The 23,464-nt window shown below is 70.8% G+C and carries 21 protein-coding genes and 3 tRNA genes; 13 read left to right on the top strand and 11 right to left on the bottom strand.

Annotation, left to right across the window (positions count from 1 at the left end; genetic code table 11):
• A complete protein-coding gene (locus ABEB28_RS29595) occupies nt 1-894 on the bottom strand; it encodes a hypothetical protein (protein WP_345731528.1) in 894 nt (297 codons plus the stop codon).
• An 834-nt stretch (nt 895-1,728) separates the two neighbouring features.
• On the opposite strand from ABEB28_RS29595, the gene ABEB28_RS29590 reads away from it, so the two are divergent.
• Nucleotides 1,729-1,804: transfer RNA gene (locus ABEB28_RS29590), tRNA-Arg, on the top strand.
• Between the two features lie 167 nt (nt 1,805-1,971).
• On the opposite strand, the gene ABEB28_RS29585 is transcribed toward ABEB28_RS29590, so the two are convergent.
• The 4 genes from ABEB28_RS29585 to ABEB28_RS29570 form a co-directional block, all read right to left on the bottom strand.
• Entirely contained in the window at nt 1,972-4,008 is a 2,037-nt protein-coding gene (locus ABEB28_RS29585; protein WP_345731527.1) for a SpoIIE family protein phosphatase, read from the bottom strand.
• A gap of 160 nt (nt 4,009-4,168) precedes the next feature.
• A complete protein-coding gene (locus ABEB28_RS29580) occupies nt 4,169-5,281 on the bottom strand; it encodes a glycerophosphodiester phosphodiesterase (RefSeq protein ID WP_345731526.1) in 1,113 nt (370 codons plus the stop codon).
• Nucleotides 5,282-5,385: 104 nt separating this feature from the next.
• Nucleotides 5,386-5,631, bottom strand: coding sequence for a DUF2630 family protein (locus tag ABEB28_RS29575; RefSeq protein ID WP_345731525.1), 246 nt, complete (start codon nt 5,629-5,631; stop codon nt 5,386-5,388).
• 517 nt (nt 5,632-6,148) lie between these two features.
• Nucleotides 6,149-7,111, bottom strand: coding sequence for a sigma-70 family RNA polymerase sigma factor (locus ABEB28_RS29570; RefSeq protein WP_345731524.1), 963 nt, complete (start codon nt 7,109-7,111; stop codon nt 6,149-6,151).
• 177 nt (nt 7,112-7,288) lie between these two features.
• Here ABEB28_RS29570 and ABEB28_RS29565 point away from each other — a divergent pair, with 177 nt between their 5' ends.
• Nucleotides 7,289-7,855 (top strand): flavin reductase family protein, encoded by a 567-nt coding sequence (locus ABEB28_RS29565; RefSeq protein ID WP_345731523.1) that lies wholly within the window; start codon nt 7,289-7,291, stop codon nt 7,853-7,855.
• A gap of 29 nt (nt 7,856-7,884) precedes the next feature.
• Entirely contained in the window at nt 7,885-8,292 is a 408-nt protein-coding gene (locus ABEB28_RS29560; protein WP_345731522.1) for a DUF2795 domain-containing protein, read from the top strand.
• A gap of 178 nt (nt 8,293-8,470) precedes the next feature.
• Here ABEB28_RS29560 and ABEB28_RS29555 read toward each other — a convergent pair whose 3' ends face one another.
• Nucleotides 8,471-10,234: a glycoside hydrolase family 15 protein gene (locus ABEB28_RS29555; RefSeq protein ID WP_345731521.1), complete on the bottom strand. Its 1,764-nt coding sequence runs from the start codon at nt 10,232-10,234 to the stop codon at nt 8,471-8,473.
• 176 nt (nt 10,235-10,410) lie between these two features.
• Between ABEB28_RS29555 and ABEB28_RS29550 the strand changes: the two genes are divergently transcribed.
• The 3 genes from ABEB28_RS29550 to ABEB28_RS29540 all read left to right on the top strand — a co-directional run bounded on the left by ABEB28_RS29550 (nt 10,411) and on the right by ABEB28_RS29540 (nt 11,887).
• A complete protein-coding gene (locus ABEB28_RS29550; protein WP_345731520.1) occupies nt 10,411-11,037 on the top strand; it encodes a LysE family translocator in 627 nt (208 codons plus the stop codon).
• A 46-nt stretch (nt 11,038-11,083) separates the two neighbouring features.
• Nucleotides 11,084-11,686: an oligoribonuclease gene (gene orn, locus ABEB28_RS29545; RefSeq protein WP_376981488.1), complete on the top strand. Its 603-nt coding sequence runs from the start codon at nt 11,084-11,086 to the stop codon at nt 11,684-11,686.
• Between the two features lie 125 nt (nt 11,687-11,811).
• Nucleotides 11,812-11,887: transfer RNA gene (locus ABEB28_RS29540), tRNA-His, on the top strand.
• Between the two features lie 251 nt (nt 11,888-12,138).
• On the opposite strand, the gene ABEB28_RS29535 is transcribed toward ABEB28_RS29540, so the two are convergent.
• Entirely contained in the window at nt 12,139-13,395 is a 1,257-nt protein-coding gene (locus tag ABEB28_RS29535; protein WP_345731519.1) for a L,D-transpeptidase, read from the bottom strand.
• A gap of 269 nt (nt 13,396-13,664) precedes the next feature.
• Between ABEB28_RS29535 and ABEB28_RS29530 the strand changes: the two genes are divergently transcribed.
• The 4 genes from ABEB28_RS29530 to ABEB28_RS29515 all read left to right on the top strand — a co-directional run bounded on the left by ABEB28_RS29530 (nt 13,665) and on the right by ABEB28_RS29515 (nt 16,351).
• Nucleotides 13,665-13,737: transfer RNA gene (locus ABEB28_RS29530), tRNA-Lys, on the top strand.
• A 324-nt stretch (nt 13,738-14,061) separates the two neighbouring features.
• Nucleotides 14,062-15,081, top strand: a complete 1,020-nt coding sequence (locus ABEB28_RS29525; RefSeq protein ID WP_345731518.1) for a hypothetical protein — start codon at nt 14,062-14,064, stop codon at nt 15,079-15,081.
• Nucleotides 15,082-15,091: 10 nt separating this feature from the next.
• Complete coding sequence (locus tag ABEB28_RS29520) at nt 15,092-15,838, top strand: VOC family protein (protein WP_345731517.1); 747 nt, start codon at nt 15,092-15,094, stop codon at nt 15,836-15,838.
• Between the two features lie 156 nt (nt 15,839-15,994).
• Entirely contained in the window at nt 15,995-16,351 is a 357-nt protein-coding gene (locus ABEB28_RS29515; RefSeq protein ID WP_345731516.1) for a DUF4190 domain-containing protein, read from the top strand.
• 348 nt (nt 16,352-16,699) lie between these two features.
• Here the strand turns inward: ABEB28_RS29515 and ABEB28_RS29510 are convergent, their stop codons facing one another.
• The gene (locus tag ABEB28_RS29510) at nt 16,700-17,731 is read right to left on the bottom strand and encodes a hypothetical protein (protein ID WP_345731515.1); all 1,032 of its coding nucleotides are present in this window, start codon (nt 17,729-17,731) and stop codon (nt 16,700-16,702) included.
• A gap of 323 nt (nt 17,732-18,054) precedes the next feature.
• A complete protein-coding gene (locus ABEB28_RS29505) occupies nt 18,055-18,870 on the bottom strand; it encodes a hypothetical protein (RefSeq protein WP_345731653.1) in 816 nt (271 codons plus the stop codon).
• 215 nt (nt 18,871-19,085) lie between these two features.
• Between ABEB28_RS29505 and ABEB28_RS29500 the strand changes: the two genes are divergently transcribed.
• Nucleotides 19,086-20,162 carry a hypothetical protein gene (locus tag ABEB28_RS29500; RefSeq protein ID WP_345731514.1) on the top strand — a complete coding sequence of 359 codons (1,077 nt, stop codon included), beginning with the start codon at nt 19,086-19,088 and terminating at the stop codon, nt 20,160-20,162.
• Between the two features lie 84 nt (nt 20,163-20,246).
• On the opposite strand, the gene ABEB28_RS29495 is transcribed toward ABEB28_RS29500, so the two are convergent.
• Both ABEB28_RS29495 and ABEB28_RS29490 read right to left on the bottom strand, forming a co-directional pair.
• Entirely contained in the window at nt 20,247-21,341 is a 1,095-nt protein-coding gene (locus ABEB28_RS29495; RefSeq protein WP_345731513.1) for an S-adenosylmethionine:tRNA ribosyltransferase-isomerase, read from the bottom strand.
• Between the two features lie 11 nt (nt 21,342-21,352).
• Nucleotides 21,353-22,057 carry an SDR family NAD(P)-dependent oxidoreductase gene (locus ABEB28_RS29490; RefSeq protein ID WP_345731512.1) on the bottom strand — a complete coding sequence of 235 codons (705 nt, stop codon included), beginning with the start codon at nt 22,055-22,057 and terminating at the stop codon, nt 21,353-21,355.
• Nucleotides 22,058-22,200: 143 nt separating this feature from the next.
• Here ABEB28_RS29490 and soxR point away from each other — a divergent pair, with 143 nt between their 5' ends.
• Both soxR and ABEB28_RS29480 read left to right on the top strand, forming a co-directional pair.
• On the top strand, nt 22,201-22,665 hold the full coding sequence (gene soxR / locus ABEB28_RS29485; RefSeq protein ID WP_345731511.1) for a redox-sensitive transcriptional activator SoxR: 465 nt from the start codon (nt 22,201-22,203) through the stop codon (nt 22,663-22,665).
• A 3-nt stretch (nt 22,666-22,668) separates the two neighbouring features.
• On the top strand, nt 22,669-23,448 hold the full coding sequence (locus tag ABEB28_RS29480; protein WP_345731510.1) for an SAM hydrolase/SAM-dependent halogenase family protein: 780 nt from the start codon (nt 22,669-22,671) through the stop codon (nt 23,446-23,448).
• The last annotated feature ends 16 nt before the right edge of the window (nt 23,449-23,464 follow it).

The raw sequence follows: 23,464 nt of genomic DNA, 5'->3' as shown, positions 1-23,464 counted from the left end.
TCACTCCGGTTCGGGTAGCTCGGCGAGCCGGTGCGCGGCGCCGGTCACCCGCTGCGCCGCCAGCTGCGCTGCTTTCCGCGCGGCCTCGCCCGCCCGTCGAGCGGCCTTGAGTTCGTGCTCCGCGCTGTCCGCGGCCGCTTCCGCGTCGTCCAAGTCCAGCCGGAGCTGGTCGACGCGGTCCCGCGCCTCGGTGTGCCGCCGCTCGGCGTCCTCCAGCGTCTGGGCCGCCTCGTCCCGCGACGCCTCGGCGTCGACCAGCGCCGCTCGCGCCCGGTCGAGCACCTCCTGCGCCTCTTCCCGGGCCCGACGTAGCTGCTCGGCGCGCTCCTTCCGCCGCGCGGCCAGGTCGTCCTTCGGCCCCGACTTGCCCTTCGGCTTCGGCTTGGGCGTGGCCTCCGGAGCCGGGACGGCGGCCGGATCCACCGGCCCGAAACCCGCGTACTGCAGCCCGTTGGTCAACCGTCCGCTCCGGACCGCCTCAGCCGCTCCCGGATCGCCGAGCGCCGCGTGCAGCGTCTGCTCCAACTCCCGGGCGACGTCGTCGCTGACCGTCTGCCCCCGCTCGTGGCCGAGCGCCCGCGCCTCCTGCGCCACCGCGTAGACCAGCCGGTGCCGCTGCTGGGTCAGTGCACGGAGCTGGTCGGCGCTCACCGAGGCCTGCAGCTCGCGCAGCTGCTCGCCGAGCGCCAGCAGCGGCTCGATCTGCTCCCGACGCTCGCGGACGAGCTGGTTGGCGAGCCACGCCGAGAGCGACGGCTTGCGCAGCTGCTTGATCTGCGCGGCCAGCTCACGATCGCCCGCCGCCCGCGCCTCCTTCTCCCGCGCGGTGCGGACCGGCGTGAATTGTCCAAGGTCGAGGCTGTACAGCTCTTCGGCCACCTCTTCGAGGTCCACCCGACGACCATGCCACGCCCGCCGCCCGCGCGTCCGCACCTGGGGCGGAAGGGTGACTCGGGCACCGAGGGACGCACCCACTGACCACGGGTGGTTCAACCGTCCGGTCGAGGCCGCCCTAGTCCTCCGAGCTACCGTCCTGTGTGGATCTCGGACTCCACCCACAGTCCGGCTTCCGACGCTTGACCAGCGCCGATGTGCGTTAACCCGGCACAGCGTGTAGCCTTCGACGTTGGGTCAACCGCGCCCCGCGCCGGGTCACCGGGCGGGGAACGAGGCGGATGGTGGGCCGAGCCGAGGAGGTGGTCGTCGTGTCGTCGAACGATCCCTCCAGTAGTCATACCCGGCACGCGCTCAGCCGCTGAGGCGTCGGGAGACGACGCCGCCCGTCAAGCGAGGTAGCTAGGCAGCCCTCGGATGAGGCCGCCCTCGGGGCGTTGCGGTGCGCATGGCCGGGTCGACAGGCCGTCGCTCGCTCCCGATCCGCGCAAAGGGGTGCCTCCCATGAGCAAGGTCACTGTTCCGTTCGCCGCCGCCCTCGTTCTGGCCTGGATCGTTGCCATAACCGTTATCAACGCTTCCGCGCACTGACAGTAGTCACGCGGAGGAACGCGCGGGGATCCGCGTCAGGGGCAAATCGGTTAGTAACCTGATGGAAAAGCACGACTCGGGCTGTCCGTCAGTATCAATTGACGCGGACTGCAGGAGACGCGTCGGGAGTGTCCCCCCGGATCCCTGAGCACGGCTCTGACCTGCGGGTTACTCTGCTCTCCGAGATAGCGGGGACTGGTGGGGCACGGCGGGGGCCGTCGACTAATCCTGCTCCCGCGCCATGCCCTCGTAGCTCAGCGGATAGAGCAGGTGCCTTCTAAGCACTTGGTCGCAGGTTCGAGTCCTGCCGAGGGCACCACCCCGTCCGACCTGCACGGACGTCCCCACTCGCGACGCTTGCGCGCGCGACGCGGGCAGTGGAGGCCGCCGCTGGACCCGAGGGATCAGCCTATCGCTCCCGCGCCACGATCTGAATACTCTGCGTAGCACTACCGCTGCACTCCCGCTGAGACCGGTGCGTAGTTCTCAGCAGGGAAACTCCGCCCAGACGATCTTCCCGGTGCCCCGCGCCTCCGAGCCCCACGCAGCGGACAGCCGGGCCACGACGTCGAGCCCACGGCCGCCGGTGCTGGTCATCGACGCGTGTACCAGGCGTGGCGGCGTCGGCGAGTCGTCCTCGACGACCAGTCGGATCCGATCGGGGTACCGGATCAGGGCCAGCTCCACCAGGCCCTCGCCGTGCCGGATCGCGTTCGTCACCAGCTCCGACGCGCAGAGCACCGCCGCTTCCCGAACGGTCTGGTCGATGTCCCAGGCGGTCAGGGTCCGGGTCACGAAGGCCCGCGCGCGGCCGATCATGCCCGACGCGCCCCGGGCGACCGCGTGCCGCGCCTCGTCGGTCCGGGTCTCCTCGACCAGATCGCGACGGGCCACCACGACCGCGATGTCGTCGAAACGCCGCCCGGCCGATCCGATCGGCGCGACGATCCGGTCGGCGAGGTGCTCGGCGTTGTCACCGGCGCCGGCGGCTGCCCGCTCCGCCAGCGCGCGCAGGCCGGCGTCGATCGACTGCCCCGGTGACTCGATCAACCCGTCGGTCACCAGCACCAGGGCGTCGCCCGGGCCGATGTGGACGGCGGTGGACCGGTACTCGGCGGCGTCCTGCACGCCGAGGATCAGGCCACCGCTGGGCTCGGAGATCTCCACGCGCCCGTCCGCCCGGACGACGAGCGGCGGCGGATGTCCCGCGCCCACCACGACGCCTTCCCCGGTGGCCGGGTCGATCGTGACGTAGCAGCAGGTCGCGAGCAGCCGGGTCTCCAGGTCGACGAGCAGCCGGTTGGTGCGCGCGATCACCTCTTCCGGGCGGTGGCCCTCGGTGGCGTAGGCGCGCACCGCGATCCGCAGCTGGCCCATCACCGCTGCGGCGTGTGCGGTGTGCCCTTCGACGTCCCCGACGACGAGACCGACCTCGCCGGACGGCAGCGCGATGACGTCGTACCAGTCGCCGCCGACCTGAAGCCCGTCGGCGCTGGGTAGGTACCGGCACGCGGTCGACACCCCGGGGATGCCGTCGGTGCGCCGGGGCAGCATGACGCGCTGCAGGCCGGCGGCGAGCTCGTGCTCGGCGTCGTAGAGGCGTGCCCGCTCCAACGACTGCGCGGCCAGACCGCCGAGGGCGACGAGCATCGTGCGGTCGTCGGACGTGAACGCCTGCGGCCGGTCCCAGCGCACCGCGAAACCGCCGACCGGCCGCCCGGCCGCGATCATCGGGAGATAAGCCCAGGCGGCGCCCCGGCCCTCTGCGGCCTCCGGCCAGCGGTCGACGAACGCAGCGGCGTCGCCGGCGAACAGCGGGAGCCGGGTGCGCACCGCCTCGGCGAGCGGCCGCGGGTCGTCCATCGACGCCCCGTCGAAGTCCGCAACGACCTGCGAGTCGTACCCCACCGCATCCACGACGCGGAGTCGGCCACTCTCCATCAGCACGACGCCCAGGGCGCTGGCGCCGATCGCCTCGCGCAGGGTTCCGGTCAGGACCTGGGTGACGTCCTTGAGCGTCAGCGCCTCGGCGAGCGCCCTGGTCACCGCGTTGATGAGCTGGGCCCGCTCCCACTCGGCGCGGGCGGCGTCCTGCTGACGTTGCCAGGTCTGGTAGCGGTCGGTGAAGTCCGTCGCGACGCCGATCAGGCGGTCCGGGCCCCCGTCCGGACCGGCGACTACGCGTCCCCTGGCGTCCACCCAGCGCTCGGCACCGTCCGGACGGACGACGCGGTACTCGGCGTGGTACTCGCCCCGGGCCTCGATCGCGTGCTGGATCACCTGCTCCACCCGGCCCCGGTCGGCCGGGTGGAGGTGCGCGTAGAACGTCTCGATCCGGCGGTCGAACGACGCCGGCTCGATGCCGAACAGGCGGCACAGGCGGTCGTCCCAGATCAGCTCACCGGTCTCCAGGTGCCAGTCGAACGACCCGATCCCGGAGGCGTCGAGGGCGAGCTCCAGCCGATCGAGGAGGACGTCGGGGGACCTCGGCAGGGGCGTCCCCGCAGACTCCGGGGAACCCATCGGCGCGGTCTCCTCCTGACGGCAAGCGGGTGACGTCCTGCTGATATCCCCAGTATGCGGTGGTCACACGCAATCCGCCGGATGGAGGAGGTCCGGCACGCTGCGCGGTGGCGCCGTCACCGCGGAGCGCGCCGGACGTAAGGCTCCCGCGCGGGTGCGATCAGGCCGCGCGGCGTCCGTCGACCACCGCTCGGCCGACGTCCGGGAAATCGGTGAAGAACCCGTCGATCCGCTGAGCCAGCAGCAGCCGCAACCAGCCCTCGACGTCCCCCACGGCGTTCGGATCGGTGCCGATGCGGAAGGCGGCCGGCAGGAACTGGTTCTCGCTGCGGATGGTCCAGACGTGCACGATCAGCCCGACCGCGTGTGCGTCCGCGACCACGGTCGTGGGCGCCTGCGTCGGACCGATCACCCGAGCGGTGTTCAGCCCCACGCCGTCCGCGTAGGTCCGGATGTCGGCCAGGCCCGCCGGGGTGACCAGGTCGTCGTACGTGCGGCCGTCGCCGTAGGGCGCGCCCGCGGCGTCGACGAGTTGGACGAGCGGCACGTCGATCATCCGGTTGAGGCGTCGAAGATTGCCGGTCTCGAAGGACTGGATGATCACCTTCGGCGGCCGGCTCCGCTTCAGCGTCTTCACCAGTGGCTCTTCCAGGGGCTTGCCGATCGAGCGGAAGTACGTCGGATGCTTGGTCTCCGGGTAGAGCCCGATCGTCCGGTGACGCCGCTTGCTCTCCCGCTTCACCAGGTCGACGACTTCCTGGAGCGTCGGCACCCGGAACTTGCCGTCGTACGCGGTGTTGCCGGGGCGGACGGCCGGGAGGCGCTCGACCGCCCGGAGAGTCTTGAGTTCGGCGAGCGTGAAGTCCTCGGTGAACCAGCCGGTGATCGTCCGGCCGTCGATCGTCTTGGTGGTCTTGCGGTCGGCGAACTCCGGGTGGCTCGCGACGTCGGTGGTGCCGCCGATCTCGTTCTCGTGACGCGCGACCAGCACGCCGTCCTTCGTCGAGACCAAGTCGGGCTCGACGAAGTCCGCGCCCTGCTCGATCGCGAGCTGGTAGGCGGCGAGCGTGTGCTCGGGCCGGTATCCGCTGGCTCCGCGGTGCGCGATGACGACGGGCTTCGTTCCGGGGGCGCCTGGGCGGGCGGCCACCGCGGCGGGCTCGGCGAGCACCTCCAGCCCCGACGGGGCGGCCGTGGCCGCGGCGGGTGCACTCACGGCCATGGCCAGCCCGAGTACCGAGCCCGCCGCTAAGCGGGCACTCCGATTGGGCATCTGTCCTCCTCGAGGCGCGGCGACGTGGATGTCGCCTCGCCCCGAGCAGCCCAGCGGAGCCAGTCAGATACCAGTTGGAACAGGGTTGAATGGGATGTGAACCGTTACTGCAGGTACGACTCGACCTCGCTCACCGGACGCGGCGTGGCGTCGTCCGGGTTCTGGCCCGCGTCGCGCTTCGCCCGCCGCTGACGGAGGAGGTCCCAGCACTGGTCGAGCTCTTCCTCGACCCGCTTGAGGCGCTCGTGTTCCTCGGCGGCGGTCAGCTCACCGGCGGCCAGGCGCTGCCGGAGCGAGTGCTCCTCGGCGACCAGCTCGTCGACCCGCGTGATGATCTGCTTCTCCTGCACGTCTACTCCCGTCGTTCGCTACCGACGTTCCGACCGTACGCCGCCGCCCGTCCGCTGCCTTCCGCCACGTGACTGCCGGGGCGGCGCCGCCGGGCGGCGCGTGGGCGGACTTTCGGGGAGACCACCTCTCGCGGGCGGCGCACAGGTTGGCTTTCGGGAGAACCACCCCACCCACCCCGCCGGCGGGCGCATTTTCGGGAAGTTCGCACTCGCCCAGGCGCGCCGGGCGTCGCCGCCGCCATGCGGACGGATATTCGGGAAGTTCGCACTCGCCCAGGCGCGCCGGGCGTCGCCGCCGCCATGCGGACGGATATTCGGGAAGTTCGCACTCGCCCAGGCGGCACCGGGCGCGCACGTCGGACGACACCGCGCGGCGGTGCGGGCACCACTGACAGCGGAGGCGAGGCGCGCGTCGCGCCACCCGGGATGCAGGAGCGGGCATACCTGCGGTGGTGATCCGGACGGCGTAGACATGACAAAGCCCCGGCCCAATCGGGCCGGGGCTCCGCTACGAACCTCAGGCTGCAACCACGCCTTCGGAGGCGGCGAGCTCGCGGAGCTGGTGCAGCGCCGCGTTCTCGAGCTGCCGCACTCGCTCGCGGGACAGTCCCAGCGTGCCGGCGATCTCGGTGAGCGACTGCTGCCGCCCGTCCTCGAGGCCGTACCGCGCCCGGACGATCCGCGCCGACCGCGGGTCGAGCCGCTCGATCATCTGCCCGAGCCCGTCCCGCTGGAGCGCGGCGATGACCACGTCCTCCGGCGACGGCTCGTCCCGATCCGCGACCAGGTCGGACAGCGAGGTCTCGCCGTCCTCACCGACCGGGGTGTCCAGCGACACGGTCTCCCGCGCCCACCGAATCAGCTCCTCGACCCGCGACGGCTCGATGTCTAGCGCGCCGGCCATCTCCGCGATCTCGGGCTCACGGCCCAGCTCACGGGTCAGATCGCGCCGGACGTTACGCATCCGGTTGATCTCCTCCACGAGGTGGACGGGGAGCCGGACCGTTCGGGCCTGCTGCGCGATGGCTCGGCTGATCGCCTGCCGGATCCACCAGGTCGCGTAGGTGGAGAACTTGTATCCGCGCTGGTAGTCGAACTTCTCCACGGCACGGACCAGGCCGGAGTTACCCTCCTGCACCAGGTCCAGCAGCGGCATCGCGCTGCGGGTGTACCGCCGCGCGATCGAAACCACCAGGCGAAGGTTGGCCAGAATGAATGCGTCCTTCGCCCGGCGACCTTCGGCCACGAGCCGGGTAAGCTCAGAACGCGTGATGTGCTCGGGGATCGTTCCTTCGTCGAGCCAGAACTCGGCGAGGAGGCCGGCCTCGACCTGTTTCGACAGCTCCACTTCCTGCGCGGCGTTCAGCAGCGGTGTGCGGCTGATCTCGTGCAGGTATGTGCCGACGAGGTCGCGGTCCGGTGCCGCGGTGTCGTCCACCTCGACGACCCGGGTACTCGGTTCCACAACGTCCGTCGTCATCGTCTCCCCAATCCCTCTTTGTGCCTCACACGTACGTAACCCACAACGGCGTTCACCCGGCGGAGATTCCGGTTTCGAAGGGTGATCCGCGCAACGTTGCGCGCTGTGAGCCATCCGTCAGGGGATGCCCACCCCATCGGCCGGGTAACCTGCCCCGGTGAGTTTCCGGATGGTTCTGTGACGAACACCTCGGCCGACCAGGTGAAATCCGCTCTCGGGCGGTTCGCCACCGGCGTCGTGGTGCTGAGCGTCCGGGACGGACGGCCACCCGAATCGGCGCCGCCCGGCCCCGATGCTCTCGATCCCGACGAGGACTTCGACGACCCCGCCGACGATCTCGCCGTCACCCTCACAGCGTTGATGCCGGTCTCGTTGTTCCCGCCGATCGTGGCGATCGCGGTGGATTCGGCCGGCTACGTCGCCGAGGTACTGGGCCGCCGGGCGCACTGGGGGTTGTCGGTCCTCGCCAGTAATCAGGCGGCGCTGGCCGGACGGTTCGCGGTGGCCGGACGTCCGAGTGCCCGGTTGCTGCTGGCCGAGGAGGAGCACCACCGCGGCGCGGCGACCGGCGCGCTGCTGCTCGACCGAGCCGGCGCCACGCTGGAGTGCGTCACCACCGATCGCCGATCGGTCGGGGACCACCTGCTGGTGACCGCCTCGGTGGTGAGCGCCACCACCGGCTCGGGACGCAACCCCCTGGTGCGGTACGACCGCGGGTACCGGACCCTCACACCGCGTGATTGAGTTCGCAGGCGCCGGGTAATCGCTGGCCCATGGAACGCAGCGACAAACACGGACCACGGCAGGACGAGGCGATGGCGCGCGAGACCGAAGGTCTGGTGCGGTCCGGGCATTCGGGTCGGACCGAGGAGTGGCGCGACCCGGAGCCCTCCGGCGAAGACCAGCCCGAGGCCGACTTCGCGCCGAACGGCACGCTGACCGGCGGCGTTCCCGAGGGGCTCACCCCGGAGGGCGTCGAGGGACGCTCGGAGCTCGCCGCGCACCTGGGCAAGGAGATCTACCCGGCGCGCCGCGACCAGCTCATCGACCGGCTGGTCGAGAACAACGCTCCCGCGCGGTTGGTCAGCGCGGTTCGCGACCTGCCCGCCGATGCCGAATACCAAAACGCAGGGGAAGTGGCTTCTGCCCTCGGGTACGGCCACGAAGCTCACCGCTTTTAGTCAGACGCCGCCCGGCGAACCACCGCAAGGACGCCCGCTCCTGCAGCGGACCTGGCGGACGCGCTCCTCGCGTCCGCCAGGCGGTGGTGCCGCCCCGACGCGCGGTTCGGTGCCCGCCCGGAGCTCGGTGCTGACGGCAGGTGGACCTATCCGCACGCTCGGACAGGTCCACCTGCCGTCAGGCCCCGCCGATGAGCACCGCGGAGTTCACGAGCGCGACGTGGCTGAACGCTTGAGGGGTGTTACCCAAGTGACGCTTGGTGACCGGGTCGTACTCCTCGGCTAGTAGCCCCGTGTCGCTGGAGAGCGCCACCAGGCGATCGACGAGCGCGACCGCCTCCTCCTCGCGCCCGATCAGGAACAACGCGTCGGCCAGCCAGAAGCTGCAGGCCAGGAACGCGCCCTCGCCGCCGGGTAGGCCGTCGACCGCCTCTTGCTCCGGGCGGTACCGCAGCACGAACCCGTCGACGCACAGCTCGCGCTGCACCGCCTCGACGGTGCCCACCACCCGGGGATCGCTCGGCGGCAGGAACCCCAGCCGCGGGATGAGCAGCAGCGACGCGTCGAGGCCGGTCGAGCCGTAGTACTGGGTGAACGTGTTCCGCGTCCGGTCGAAGCCCTTGGCGCACACCTCCGCGTGGATCTCGTCCCGGATCGCCCGCCACCGTTCGACGTCGCCGTCCTGACCGAATTGCTCGGCGGTCTTGACCATCCGGTCGAACGCCACCCAACACAGCACCTTCGAGTGCACGAAGTGCTGCCGGTCGCCGCGGACCTCCCAGAGACCGTTGTCCGGCTCCCGCCAGGCGGACTCCAGGTGGTGGACCAGCCGCTTCTGCAGGTGCCAGGCGTCGTCGCTCCCGGCGATGCCGGCCTCCCGCGCGAGGTGCAGACAGTCGAGCACCTCGCCCCAGACGTCCAGTTGGAGCTGCTCGCTCGCCGCGTTGCCGATCCGGACCGGCGTCGACTTCTCGTACCCGGACAGCCACGGGACGTCCCACTCGTCGATCCGCCTGGCACCCTTGATCGAGTACATGATCTGCAGGTCGGACGGGTCGCCGGCGACCGCGCGCAGCAGCCAGTCGCGCCAGGCGAGCGCCTCCAGGTCGTATCCGTTGGACACCAGCGCCTGGAGCGTGAACGACGCGTCCCGCAGCCAGCAGTAGCGGTAGTCCCAGTTGCGGGGTCCACCGATCTGTTCGGGCAGCGACGTCGTGGCGGCAGCGACGATCCCTCCGGTCGGGTCGTACGTCAGCGCCTTGAGCGTGATCAGCGACCGCCGGACCGCGTCGGCCCAGCGTCCCTCGTAACGGCACCCGTCGATCCAGCTGCGCCAGTACACCTCGGTGTTGTTGACTTGCTCGATCGCGTCCACGTCGCGGTCGTTGGTGTGCCAGGACTCGCGCCAGGTGAGCACGAACGGCACGTACTCCCCCGGCCCGACCGTGAAGTCCCCGATCGTCGCCCGGTTCTCTCCGTGCAGCGGGACGCTGCTGCGCAGCCACACCGCGTCCGGGCCGGCGACCGCGGCGAACTCGCCGTTGACGTGCCGGACCCAGGGGACGATCCGCCCGTAGTCGAACCGCAGCCGCAGGACGCTGCGCATCGACACCCGCCCGCTGACGCCCTCCACCACCCGCACCACGTCGACGGCGTCGTCCCGGGGCGGCATCAGGTCGATGACGCGAACCGTGCCCTCCGGAGTCGTCCACTCGGTCTCCAGGATCAGCGTGTCCTCGCGGTACTTGCGGCTGGTGCAGACGCTCTGTCCGACCGGCGCGATCCGCCAGTGGCCGTTCTCCTCGTCACCGAGCAGGGCAGCGAAGCACGCGCCGGAGTCGAAGCGCGGCAGGCAGAGCCAGTCGATCGAGCCGTCGGTGCCGACGAGCGCTGCAGTGTGCAGGTCGCCAATGACCGCGTAGTCCTCAATCCGGCCGACCATCGGCGGGCCCTCCTCGTGCGTGGTCGTGCGTTCGCCCGGCAGCCCGCGCGACGCCCTCGGGCAGGCAGGTGACGGTAGCGCCCGGAACGGGGCGCTCGCTCTGGAATGGTTGCCCGGCGAGCGGGGCCGGGAAAACCGATCGAACACTCGCGGTCCCGCGTGCTGGGATCGACGTCATGCTCACCGCTGCCCTGGCCGGGTTGGGACTCGGTCTCTTCGTCGCGGCCCAGGTCGGGCCGGTTTCCCTACTCTGCGTCCGCACCGTCCTGCGCTACGGGCTGGCGCCCGGGCTCGCGATCGGGCTCGGCGCCGCGCTCGTCGACATGGCGTACGCCACGCTCGGCCTGCTCGGAGTCGCCCAACTGGTCCGGTCGGACACCATCCGGTGGACGCTCGGCACCATCGGCGCCGGCGTCCTGATCTGGATGGGTGCCCGCACGCTGTGGACGGCCCACCGGGTGCGACTGGGCTTGGAAACCGTGGACGAGGTGACCACCGTCAAGGCGGCGTTGCGCACGTCCGTGCTGGCCACCGCGTCCAATCCGCTGACGATCGCGTCCTGGGCCTCGATCTTCGCCGCCGCGTCCACCGCCGCGTTGACGTCGTCACCGGCCTCGGCGGGGAGCCTGCTCGCCGGCCTCGGCATCGGCAGCATCGGCTGGTTCACGGTGCTGGCGCTCGGCGTGGCGCTCGCCCGGCGGCGGATCGGGGACCGCTTGATGCAGACGGTCGACACGCTCTCCGGGGTCGGTTTGATGGCCTTCGGCGGCATGCTCGCATATCGGACTGTGCGGGACAGTTAGGTAGGGCTCGACACGGTTGTTCGTCCGGGTGGATAGGCTGCCGTCCGTGACTGAGCGTTTGGTGTGGGTCGACTGCGAGATGACCGGACTTGAACTGGGACACGACGCGCTCATCGAGGTTGCTGCGCTCGTGACCGATTCCGAGCTGAACATCCTCGGTGAGGGCATCGACGTGGTGATCCATGCCTCTGACGAGATGCTGAGCGGGATGCTGGACGTGGTCCGGGACATGCACGCCAAGTCCGGGCTCACCGACGAGGTGCGCGCCTCGACGGTGACGCTCGCCGAGGCTGAGGACCAGGTGCTCGCCTACATCCAGGAGCACGTCCCGGACCCGAAGTCGGCGCCGCTGTGTGGGAACTCGATCGCGACCGACCGGGGCTTCATCGCGCGCGACATGCCGCGGCTCGACAATTATCTGCACTACCGGATGGTCGACGTCTCCTCGATCAAGGAGTTGTGCCGGCGCTGGTACCCGCGGGTGTACTTCGGGCAGCCCGCGAAGGGGCTCGCGCACCGGGCGCTGGCCGACATCCGGGAGAGCATCCGCGAGCTCCAGTACTACCGGCAGGCGATCTTCGTCCCCCAGCCCGGGCCGGACGTCGAGCAGGCACGGACCATCGCGGCCTCGCTGTCCGACCCGAAATGACGCCCAGCGGCCCGGTGTGACCTGCGCGATCCCCAGAGGGGGGATCGAGGTCGAGGTGCGCGGGCGCGGACCGCTATGATGAGTGAGCCGCGCGAGCTGGTCCTCCGGATCGGGTAGTGCGCATGGTGGCTGTAGCTCAGTTGGCAGAGCACCGGGTTGTGGTCCCGGGTGTCGTGGGTTCAAATCCCATCAGTCACCCCATACGGCGAGACGGGCCGGTCCATTCGGACCGGCCCTTCGTCATGTGCGCACCCGCTCGCCGCCCCGTGGCGGGGGCGCCGTCCCCGCTGCCGGGGCGCCGCGCCGCTCATCCTGGGCGCTGGGTGGCGCTTTTCCCGAAAGGCCACCTCTGAGGGGGCGCGGAGGGGTGGTTCTCCCGAAAGGCCACCTCCCGGCGGCGCCCGAGAGGTGGCCTTCCCGAAAAATTCGCTCGGCGCCGCCGGCAGCGGCGGTCAGCGCAGCGCGCTACCCGCCTTGTACTGCTCCCAGCTGAGCTCCCAGTCGGTCCAGCCGTTGCCCTTCTCGACGCGCGTCTCGGTGCCGATGACCTCGATCGGGTCGCCCTTGAGCGTCAGCTCGTAGAACCAGCTGGCGTTGGCCGTCGACGCATTGACACATCCGTGCGAGACATTCTCACGTCCCTGCGAGCCGACCGACCACGGCGCAGCGTGCACGAACTCCCCGCCCCAGGTGAACCGGACGTCGAAGTACACCACCTGCCGGTACCCGTCTGGTGAGTCCGACGGCACGCCGAACGTTCCGGAGTCGAACGTCTTCTTGTACGCCTTCTCCATTGCGACCATCCGGCCGGACGACGTCGGCGTGCTGCGCTTGCCGAGGCTGATTGGGAACTTCCGGATCAGCTTCCCGTCCTTGTAGACGTACATCGTCTTGTCTTTGTTGACGACCTTGCTGGTCACCGCGCGGCCGACCGTGAACGTGGCGAACCGGTCACGCTTGCCGTAGCTCCCGTCACCCATCGGCAGGCCGCCGATGGCCAGCCGCACCGACACCTTCGCGCCGCTCGGCCAGTACGCGCGCGGACGGTAGTGGATCTCGCTCCCGGAGAACCAGTGCCACGAGCCTTCGACAGCGGGGGTGCTGGTGACGAAGAGCCGCCTCTCCACCGCGGCACGCTGCGACTTGGGGATGCTGTTCGTGAACTCGACGACGATCGGCAGCCCGATCCCCACCGTGTCACCGTCGTTGACGTAGAGGTCGGCGCCGGTGATCGAGGACGGCTGGGCCATCGTCGTGAACGTGGACGTCAGCGTCTTGCTGTTTTCGCCGCCCTGCGACGCCGTCGCGACCACCTTGTAGGTGGCGCTGTACGCGAGCTGCCGCGCCGGCACCCACGACTTCTTGTCGCTCGAGACGTTGCCCGCCACCGGCTTCCCGTCCGAGCCGGTGAGCGTCACCGTGTCGAGCGTGCCGTTGGTGGTGAACGTCAGCACCGAGCTGGTCAGGACCTTCGTGGCCTTGTTCGCCGGCGCCGTCAGGGCGAGCGTCGTCGGCACCGCCGGGCTCTTCGACGCCGTGTTGCCGGCCGGGCTGAACTCCCCGGTCGGCGCTCCGGCCGCGCTGTCACACGCGGCCAGCAACCCCACCGCGAGCACCGCGGCGCCGACCCGCTTCGCCCATCGCCGACCGTGTCGCTCGGCGTCGCCGCCGACCGTGGTGCGGACCGCCCGCATCGTTACCCCGCTCATCCGCAGTACTTCCGGCAGATCCTGCCGTACACCTACACGACACTGTGAATCACCTGTACACGATGTTGTCAACCCCTACGACCCGATGACCCGATCGGTTCACCGTCGGCGCGGCGAGATTCTCGGCCCGCCGAGCGGGTGAGGCGTCGGTGAAATGGCCGCTGGGGCCGGTGTGACGGACGGCTCTCCTACCGATTTCTGGCCTGACGCGTCGGCTGCTATCGTTGTCTCTCGTCACCCGGGGTGGTCGCCCGTCCCGGGAGTGACGAGCGCCATTAGCTCAATAGGCAGAGCAGCTGACTCTTAATCAGCGGGTTCGGGGTTCGAGTCCCTGATGGCGCACCCACTCTCTTCATCACCGCAGGTGAGCGGCCTTGTGCCCACCACTGCGGCCGCTCCGCGGTTACCGCCCTCCCGCGTTGAACAGCGGTTCACGCTGGCTGCGGCCGACCCTCTCCCCGCGGACGCAGACGCACCCTAATTCGGGGCCCATTCCGAAGGCCTGCCGAGCGCGGCGAGTGCGGAGACAAGCCGTCCACGCCGAGATGGAGAAGGCCGGGCGGTAGACCAAAGTCTCAGGCGCGGCTACCGAAGGGCGTCGCGGGGGCGCCCCCTGGGGCGGCGAGGCTGTCGAGGTCATGTCCTCGCCAGCCTGCGGAGCATCCGATGTCGAGCCAGACCCCGCACCGTTCAGCCGGATGGGCAGCGTTGGGCTTGTTCGTCCTCGCACCGCTGATCGGCGAGTACCTCCACGGCAACATGTCGGTGACCGCCTTGCCCTGGCTGGTGCTCACCGCACCGCTCTACGGTGGTGGCGCGCTGTTGATCCGGGAGGTCGCCCGCCGGGCCCAGCGCGGCTGGTCGACCATCTTCTTGCTCGCTCTGGCTTACGGGGTGATCGAGGAAGGACTGGTGACCCACACGCTGTTCAACCCGTCCTACTTCGGCTACCCGTTGCTGAGCTGGGCGCCCGTACCCACGCTCGGCATGGGCGCGTGGTGGACGATCTTCGTGCTGACTCTGCACGCCGTGTGGAGCATCAGCGCGTCCATCGCCCTCGCTGAGGCGCTGGTGCCACGTCGGGCGGCGCAGCCGTGGCTGAGTAACCGAGGCTTGGCCCTCGCCGGCGCCGTGTTCGTCCTGGGCGCGGTCACCAACTGGCTCGCCACGTACGAGATCGAACGTTTTGTCGCGGCGCCCGGTCAATTGGCCGGCACCACGGCCGCTGCGGGGATCCTCGTTGCCGCCGCGTTCCTGGTCACTGGGCGGCGGGCGGAGCCCGTCGGGTCCCCCGCCCCGAGCCCATGGCAGGTCGCCGCAATCGCCTTCGCTGTCACCAGCGCATTCATCGTGCTGGGCTGGTTCCCTGGCTGGCCGACAGTCGTGGTCTACCTGGCCCTGTACGCGGTCAGCGCGCGGCTGCTCGCGCGATGGAGCAAACGACCGGGATGGAACGAGCGGCACGTGCTCGCCCTGACCGGCGGCGCACTCGTGACCTACGCCTGGTACGCGTTCCCGTCGCAGCCTCTGGTCGGGGCAGGTGGGCTCGTCGATGTCGTCGGCAACGTTCTGTTCGCTCTCGGTCTGGCTGGGCTGCTCTGGCGCGCGGCGCGAGCTACCCGCAGCAGACCCAGCGCTCGAAGCGGGGCCGGACGACCAACCCATATCGAGCAGACGGATGCCTAGGATCGCCGGCATGGCGCTGCGCCCTGCCCAGGTGAACATCAAGGCTCTCGATCACGCGACGGTCGGCCAGTTCTGGGCGGAGGCACTCGGCTGGAGTGCCTACCGCGGCGGCTCCGGCCTGACCACCTACGTGGGGCCCGTCGGCGGCTTGGTCTGGCCGGACCCGGTCGCCGTCGGCATCAACGTCGTGCCCGTGCCGGGAGCCAAGACGGCAACGAAGAACCGCGTGCACCTCGATCTCGCCAGCACCTCCGCGGCCCATCAGACGGAGTTGGTCGCGCGTCTGCGGACTCTGGGCGCGACGCCCGCCGATGTGGGCCAGCGTGACGTGCCGTGGACGGTCCTCGCCGATCCGGAGGGCAACGAGTTCTGCGTGTTGGAGCCTCGGGAGATCTACCGGGACACCGGGCCGATCGCCGCGGTGGTGGTCGACTGCGCAGATCCGCGGACCATGGCCCACTTCTGGGGTGAGGCGACGGACTGGATCCGGCACGAGGTGACCGACGAGTACGCGGCGTTGCGCTCCGCCGAGGGCGTCGGCCCGTATCTCGAGTTCCTCCGTACGCCCGGCGAGAAGACCGCGCCCGACCGGGTCCATCTCGACCTGTTGCCGTACCCCGGCGACGACCAAGCGGCGGAGGTGGCCCGCCTGCGGGCCCTCGGCGCCACCGACCTCGACATCGGCCAGGGCGACGTCCCGTGGACGTGTCTGACCGACCCGGACGGCCACGAGTTCTGCGTCCTTGCCCTGTCCTGACGCGGACCCATTTGATCGGCCGGCGGAACCACCGGGTTCCGGGCGAGCGCGACCGCAGCGTCCGAACGTCCGACGGCACCGTTCGCGTCATCTCGGCGACGAACAAGCCTCAGACGTCGCACGCGCGAACCGATCAGCCAGGGAAGGGGGTGGACCATGACCGACGCTCCGGCGCCGACGTCTCCCGGGCGCATGCGCCTCGCCATGGTCGCCTTCGGCCTGGGCATCGCGGGCTTCGCCGGCGGGTTGCCGTACCTACCGCTCTACGGAATCGGCTTCGCGTTCGTCGCGTCTCCGGGCTGGGGTACGTACCTGTTGGGGCTGTGCGCGGTGGCCGCTGTGGTGCTCGGGCCGATCGCACTGCGGCGCTGCGAGCGGCAGCGACGTCGAGGCTCGCTGCTTGCCCTCGCGGGCCTGGTCGTCGGCTCGCTCGGGCTGCCCGGGCTGCTCATGGCCGTCAGCCTGATCGGCGTCCACGACATGACCGGGATCCGATTCGACCCGTGCTGGTGAGGCGGCCGGGCCGGACTGCAGTGACATAGGACAGTGCACAAAAGACAGCTAGGCACATCGGCGACTGCGGGCGGACGCTGCTGCGGATACGCCCAACACCGCAAGGTATCGGCTGAGTGGCCTCCGAGGGGCCAGTATTCATCTCGCGCGGCCCCGTCCGCCCGGAACCGGCGGGGTCGCGCCTCACGCGAAAGGACGCACCGCCGGCTTCCCCGGCCGGCGGTGCGTCCTGCGTAGCCCGAGTCGGCTACCGGGTTCGGTACGGCGCGGACCGCCACAGACCACGCCGTCCGATCACCTCCCGGCGGTCCGCGGGGCCCGTACGGGCCCCGCGGAACTCGGCCTCACTCAGGCGAGCGAACAGCCGGAGAGCTTCGTGATGGCGGTGTGCACGGCCTGGCGCTGATTCTTCGCCGCGCTCTTCCCGCTGTCGGCGTCGTACTTGTCGACGGCGACCTCCATGCGGACGAGGATCGCCACCCGCTGGATCGCCAGCGGGCCGAGAACGTTGTCCTGGACGTAGGCGGCGTCCGCGTTCTCCGCCTCGGCCAGCGCGTCCTCCGCTGCGGCTTCCTTCTCGGCCAGCGCCTCCATGTTCTCGTCTACGGCCTCCTGTGCCTCCTCGGGCACCTCGGCCTCCGGCACGTACTTCGCGACGTCCGGGCATTCGATCAGGCCGGGGTCGGCGGACGCCGAGGCATCCGCAGCCGGGTCCTCGGTGGCTGCCGGGTCCTCCACGGCGGCCGGATCTTCGGTCGCCGCTGGGTCGTCCATCGCAGCGGGATCGTCGGTCGCCGGCGGGTGCTCGGCCGCCGCAGCGTCGTCCGCAGCCGGGTCGTCGGCAGCTGCCGGGTCGTCGGTCGCTGCGGGGTCGTCGGTCGCTGCCGGGTCGTCGGTGGCCGCGGGATCGTCCGTCGCGGCCGGGTCCTCGGTGGCCGACGGATCGACGCTCGCCGAGGGGTCCGCAGCGGCGTCCGCCGCCTCGACGGCGCACTCCGCGAGCGCCTCCTCGTCGAGGTCCGGAGCATCGGCTACTCGGCCGATCGCGATCTCGATGCGCTGGATCGCCGCCTGCCGCTTGGAAGCCAGCGGACCCAGAATCGCGTTCTGGACGAAGTTCTCGCCGCCCTGGCCGACCGTCGACTCCAGCCGCTTCTGTGCCTCGCCGACCTGCATCTCCAACAGCGCGACGTTGCGCGCGACCTCGTTCTGCGCCCGGGCGGGCACCTCGGTCAGTTCACCGGCGACGTCGGGACAGACGATCTGATCGGCCCCTGGGTCGGCCGTTGCGCTCACCGTCGCGGTGGCGTCCGAGTTCATGCTCGCCGACGAGACGCCGACCATGGCGGCGGCGGTCAGCGCTATCGCGGTTCCGCCCACGGCCGCGCCTATCGCCCACCCCGACCGTCCTGATTGCTTTCGCAATTCCGCTCTCCCTAATCGTGCACCCGGAAGGGCCTCCATGCGCCCACGTCATCGAGAACTCCGCCACGAGAGGGATGGTTCACCGAAATCGGGAAAAGAGATAGTGAGTCGGCGGAACCATGAAGATTTGGGTCAACCGGCTCATTAAATTCCGTCCGCGAAATTGCACAGGGAGCACCGCCGGCGGGGTAACCGGCGATGCTCCCTGGAGGCCTGAACCCGGTGACCGGGATTGGTTCACGCGGACCGCCACAGACCGCGCAACCGCAAGTCCGGACTCAGGCGAGTGAACAGACCGACAACGCGGCGACGTCCAGCTCGGGACGCGCGGCGTGTCGACCGATCGAGATCTGGATACGGTCGATGGTGGCTCCTCGCTTATCAGCGAGCGGGCCTAGAATTGCGTTCTGGACGAAGTTCGGTCCTCCTTCTCCCGCGGACGTCAGAAGTCGGTTGTTGGCTTCACTGATCTGCGTGTCGAGCAACGCCAGATTGCGCTCCACCTCCGCTTGGGCCTGCGCCGGGATCGCCGGCAGCTCACTCTCCACATCGGGGCACGAGATCCGCTGATCAGCAGCGTCGTCCCCGTTATCCGCATCGTCTGCAGCCGGTGCGGACGTCTCCGGCGCCGCAGGCGCCTCGGTCGTGGGTGCGGTGGTCGCCGGAGCGGCCCCGCCCTCCTCCACGGTGCAGGTCGAGAGTTCGGCGATCGGCAGCTCCGGACGCGCGGCGGTGCGTCCGATCGCGATCGCGATCCGGTCGATCGCCGCACCCCGTTTCGAGGCCAGTGGACCGAGGATCGCGTTCTGCACGAAGTTGGGGCCGCCTTGGCCGACCGTGGATTCCAATCGATTCTGCGCTTCCGAAATCTGCGTCTGCAGCAACGTCAGATTCCGATCGACTTCGGCTTGCGCCGAGGCCGGAATGGCGGGTAGCTGGCTGGCGACGTCCGGACACGTGATTTGTCCCACGGACGCAGTTTCGGAGTCCTCACTGGCGGAGGAAACACCCACCATCGCCGCGCCGGTCAGAGCGAGCGTCACACCACCGATGGCAACGCCCAGAGTCCAACCTGACCGACCTTGTTTACGCATTCGTTCTCCTGAGTCCGGCGCACCCGGATGGGCTTCGGAGGTGCCCACGCCCTTCACACGGAAAGGCCCGGCGTCCGGTTCAGCAGATGTTCCGCATTCGCAGAACAGAGCGTCGGCCAGCGCGGACGCGAGCGGCGGCACCACCCGGACGTGGCGGGACGCGGGACGGGCGTCATCCTGGAGGGGTGGTGTCCCAGCTCGGAGGTCGGCCTTACATGCAGCGAACCCGCACGCACCGCCTGGCGGCGATCCTCGCGGTGGTGGTCGTGCTGCTCACGGTGACCGCCTCGCCCGCTCGGGGACACAGCGCCGACGCCAAGCCCTCCGCCAGCGACTACCGGACCACGATCACGGCGGTCACCCCGGACTCGCCGGACGTCACGGTGCGCGTGGTCGAGAACGGCGCGCGGCTCGAACTGCGCAGCCGCACCGACGCGGACGTCGAGATCCGCGGCTACTCCGGCGAGCCGTACCTCCGGGTCACGCCGGACGGCGTCTGGACCAATACCCGCTCACCGGCCACCTGGCTCAACGCCACGGCCGACGGCAAGAGCCCCGTGCCGGCCAGCGCCCGCGTCGACACCGCCGCCGCGCCGGAGTGGAAGAAGGTCGGCTCCGAGCCGGTCGTCCGCTGGCACGACCATCGCTCGCACTGGATGAGCACCAGCCCGCCGCCGGCGGTCGCCGCCGACCCGGACTCGGCGCACCGCATCGCGTCCTGGAAGGCGGCTCTGGTCGTCGCGGGCACCCAGACCACGGTCAGCGGCACGCTGGCGTACGAACCACCGCCGATCACCCCGCTGTGGTGGGTGGCCGTCGTGCTGGTGGCTGCGGCCCTGTTCGCGGCCGCCTACTTCCTTCGCGGACGTCCGGCGGCGCGCCATCTCGTCATCGGTGCCTTGGGAGTGGCCGCGCTGGCCGAACTCGCCGACGCGATCGGCCGCACCATCACCGAGGGCGCGACCGGCTTCGGCATCCTCACCGGGGCGCTCACCGGGCAGGGCGTCGGGGTGCTGGTGTCACTGGCCGCGCTGGCCGCCGCGGTGCTCGCCGCCCGGGGCTGGGAGGCCGGGCCGTTCGCGGTCGCGTTCGGCGGGGCGTGCCTGGCGTTGCTGGGTGGACTTCCCGACTACGCGACGTTCGCGCACGCGGTCCCGCCGGTGCCGTGGCCGGGGCTGATCGCGCGGCTACTCGCGGTCATGGTGCTCGGGTTCAGCGTCGGGGCGGCGCTGAGCGGGTGGTGGTGGCTCCTGCACGCCCGTCGAGTGAACACCGCACTCACCGCCTCGTAGAACGACCCGCGCAGGACCCGGCCGTCGGCGGCGGTTGAGCCCGTCGAACGCCACCCCGGCGCCGGTCGAGTCGTCCGGCCGATATCACGGAAGAAACAGGCAGCTGTCGCCGAATTCGTGCCAGCGGTAACCCTCGGCGACCGCGGCCCGGTACGCCGTCTGGACTAACTCGGAACCGGCGACGGCTTCGAGCAGTAACAGGTGTGACGCCTCCGGTGTGTGCCACCCGGTCACCAGGCCGTTCACCACCCGCGCCGGGTGATCCGGCCCGATCACCAGATCCGTCCAGCCCTCGGTCGCCACGACGTGCCCGGCGGCGTCGACCGCGCTCTCCAGCGCCCTGGTGACGGTCGTCCCGACCGCGACGACCCGCCCGCCGGTGCGCCGCGCCAACTCCACCTGGCGGGCGGTCGCGGCCGGCACCCGGAACCGCTCGGTCTGCGGTCCTTCCCCGAGATCCTGCGACGAGACGCCGGTGTGCAGCAGGATCGGCGCCACTCCGATGCCGCGGGTCACCAGGTCGGTCACCATCCGGTCGGTGAACGGACGCCCGGCGCTGGCCATCTCCGCGCTGCCCGGCTCGCGGGCGAACACCGGCTGGTAGTCGGCCAGCGGCCACCGTCCCTGCAGGTAGCCGTAGGTGATCGGGCGCCCGTGCCGGTTCAACCAGGCCTCCACCGGTCCCTCCAGTGAACTCTTTTCGACCGGCCTTCGCTGAGGTCGCTCAGCCGGGGAGAAGGCCGGAGGTTGAAAAGGGTTCATTACGACGTCCGCGGCCCAGAGCCGGACCCCGGCCGGGTGGGTGTCGGCGGGCGTCCGGAGCGTCAGGTGAGCACCGTCCGGCAACGCGATCCGCTCACCGACCGCGGCGTCCAGCACCGGACCGGAGCCGTCCGGGAGCCGCAGCTCCACGGTCCATCCGCTGTCCCGCGCTCGCGGTGCGGAGAAGTGCACGACGACCGGCGTCCCGTCCGGACGACGACCGTCCACTGCGGCCGGCAGCGTGCCGGAGATGTTGACGACGACGAGGTCGCCGGGCTTCAGGAACTCCGGCAGTGCGGCGAACCGCGTCGAAGTGAGCCCGGACGGTGCGGCGACCAGCAGCCGCACCTCGTCCCGAGCCAGACCCCGCGCCTCCGGTGGTGAGGTTGCCTCGGCGTCCGTTGGCAGAGTGAACACCGTCCGGGGCTTCACGCTCCCACCCCCGCCAGCAGCTCCGAGGCGCGGTACCGCCCGCTCGGCGGCCGTTCCTCCACCAACCGGAGCAGCGCCGGAACCACGGTCTCCGGCCCCGGACGGTCGGAGATGTCCTCCCCCGGGAACGCCTCCTGGTGCATGGCGGTCCGCATGTCGCCGGGGTCGAACGCGTACACCCGGAGATCGGACCGCTCCACCGCGAGCACCGCGGACAGCTGGTCGAGCGCCGCCTTGCTCGCCCCGTACCCGCCCCACTGCGGGTACGCCTCCACCGCCGCGTCCGAGCTGACGTTGACGACCACGCCCCCGCCCGCGGTCAGCGACGGCAGCAGCAGCTGGATCAGCCCGAGCGGGGCGAGGACGTTGACCGCGAACACCGACTCGAGCCGGTCGAGCGGATAGTCGCCGAGCGACGGCATCGGGCCGAGCGCGCTCGCGTTGTTGACGAGCAGGTCGATCGGGCCGAGCGTGCCGACGACCCGAGCGAGCACCTCGCGGTGGGCCGGGTCGGCGACGTCGCCGGGGACGGCCAGCACCTGGGTGTGCGGACCGCCCCGGCTCCGCAGCTCGGCGACGGCCCGGTCGAGAGCGGTGCTGTCCCGGCCGTCGACGACGAGGTCCCAGCCGCGGGCGACGAGAGCGAGGCCGGCAGCCCGGCCGAACCCGCGGGAAGCGCCGGTGATCAAGGCGACAGGCATGGTTTCCTCCGTTCGGAACCCTCTCGGGCTCCGGCCTTCTCCGAGGTCGAGTGAGCTCGGCAGCGGCCGGTCGAGAAAAATTCAGCGCGATGCCTGTACGGTAAAAAGTGAAGTTGGCTTCAGGTCAAGCTCTGGGGAGGGTCATGTCCGACCTGCTGACGATGGGCGAGGTGGCACACCGCAGCGGACACGCGCCGTCCGCGCTGCGGTACTACGAGCGGGTGGGGCTGCTGGAGGCCACCCGCACCAGCGGCAATCAGCGGCGGTACCACCGGTCGGTGCTGCGGCGGCTGGCGTTCATCCGGGCCGCTCGGCACGTCGGATTGAGCCTCGAGGAGGTTCGCGCGGCGCTCGCCACGCTCCCGGCCGGACGGACGCCGACCAGGTCCGACTGGACGCGGCTGTCCCGCGCCTGGCGCAGCCGGCTCGACGATCAGATCGCGGCGCTGGCGGCGTTACGTGACGGGCTCGACTCGTGCATCGGCTGCGGATGCCTCTCGCTGCAGCGGTGCCGGCTCTCGAACCCCGGCGACCGGGCCGCTCCAGCCGGTCCGGGCGCCGTCTACCTGCCGCGCCTGCTCCGCGACCCGGTGGGCGAGGAGGCCTGACTGATGCGGCACATCTCGTTCACCACCGACTACGGCTCGTCGGACGCGTTCGTCGCGATCTGTCACGGCGTCGCACTCCGCACCGCGCCGGGCGTCCGCATCATCGACGTCACCCACCTGGTGCCGCTCGCCGACGTGCGACGCGGAGCGGCGGTGCTCGCCGACGCCGTCCCCTACCTGCCGGACGGAACCGTGCACGTCGCGGTCGTCGATCCCGGCGTGGGCACGAGCCGGCGCGCAGTGGCGGTCGAAGCACCGCAAGGGCTGCTGGTCGGGCCGGACAATGGCCTGCTGCTCCCGGCCGCCCACGCGCTCGGCGGAGCGACCGCCGCGGTCGAGCTGACCGACTCGACGCCGGCCCGCACGTTCCACGGCCGCGACCTGTTCATGCCGGCCGCGGCCCGCCTGGCGTCCGGCACCTCGCTGGCGGCGCTGGGACCGTCGGTGGACGTGTCGACGCTGCTCCGGCTGCCCTCGCCGGTGACGAGGTCTGGCCCCGGCTGGCTGGAGGCGGAGGTCCGGTCCGTCGACCGGTTCGGCTCGCTACAACTCGCGGCCACCGCGGCCGACCTGGCGTCGCTCGGCCCGTCCGTCCAGGTGCTGGACGCCGCCCAGCAGGCGATCGTCGTGGCGCGCGGTGAGACGTTCGGCGACGTGCCGCACGGCGCCCTGGTGCTACTCGTCGACTCGACCGGTCGCCCCGCCCTAGCCGTCAACCAGGGCAGCGCCACCGCCCGCCTCGGCGTGGGTGCTGGCGAGGTGGTCAGGCTCTCCGCGGTCTGACGACGTGGACGACTCG

It is taken from the genome of Cryptosporangium minutisporangium (assembly GCF_039536245.1).
Taxonomy (GTDB): Bacteria; Actinomycetota; Actinomycetes; order Mycobacteriales; family Cryptosporangiaceae; genus Cryptosporangium; species Cryptosporangium minutisporangium.
Note: the sequence above shows the minus strand (reverse complement) of the source record. Positions and strands in the feature narration are given on the sequence as shown.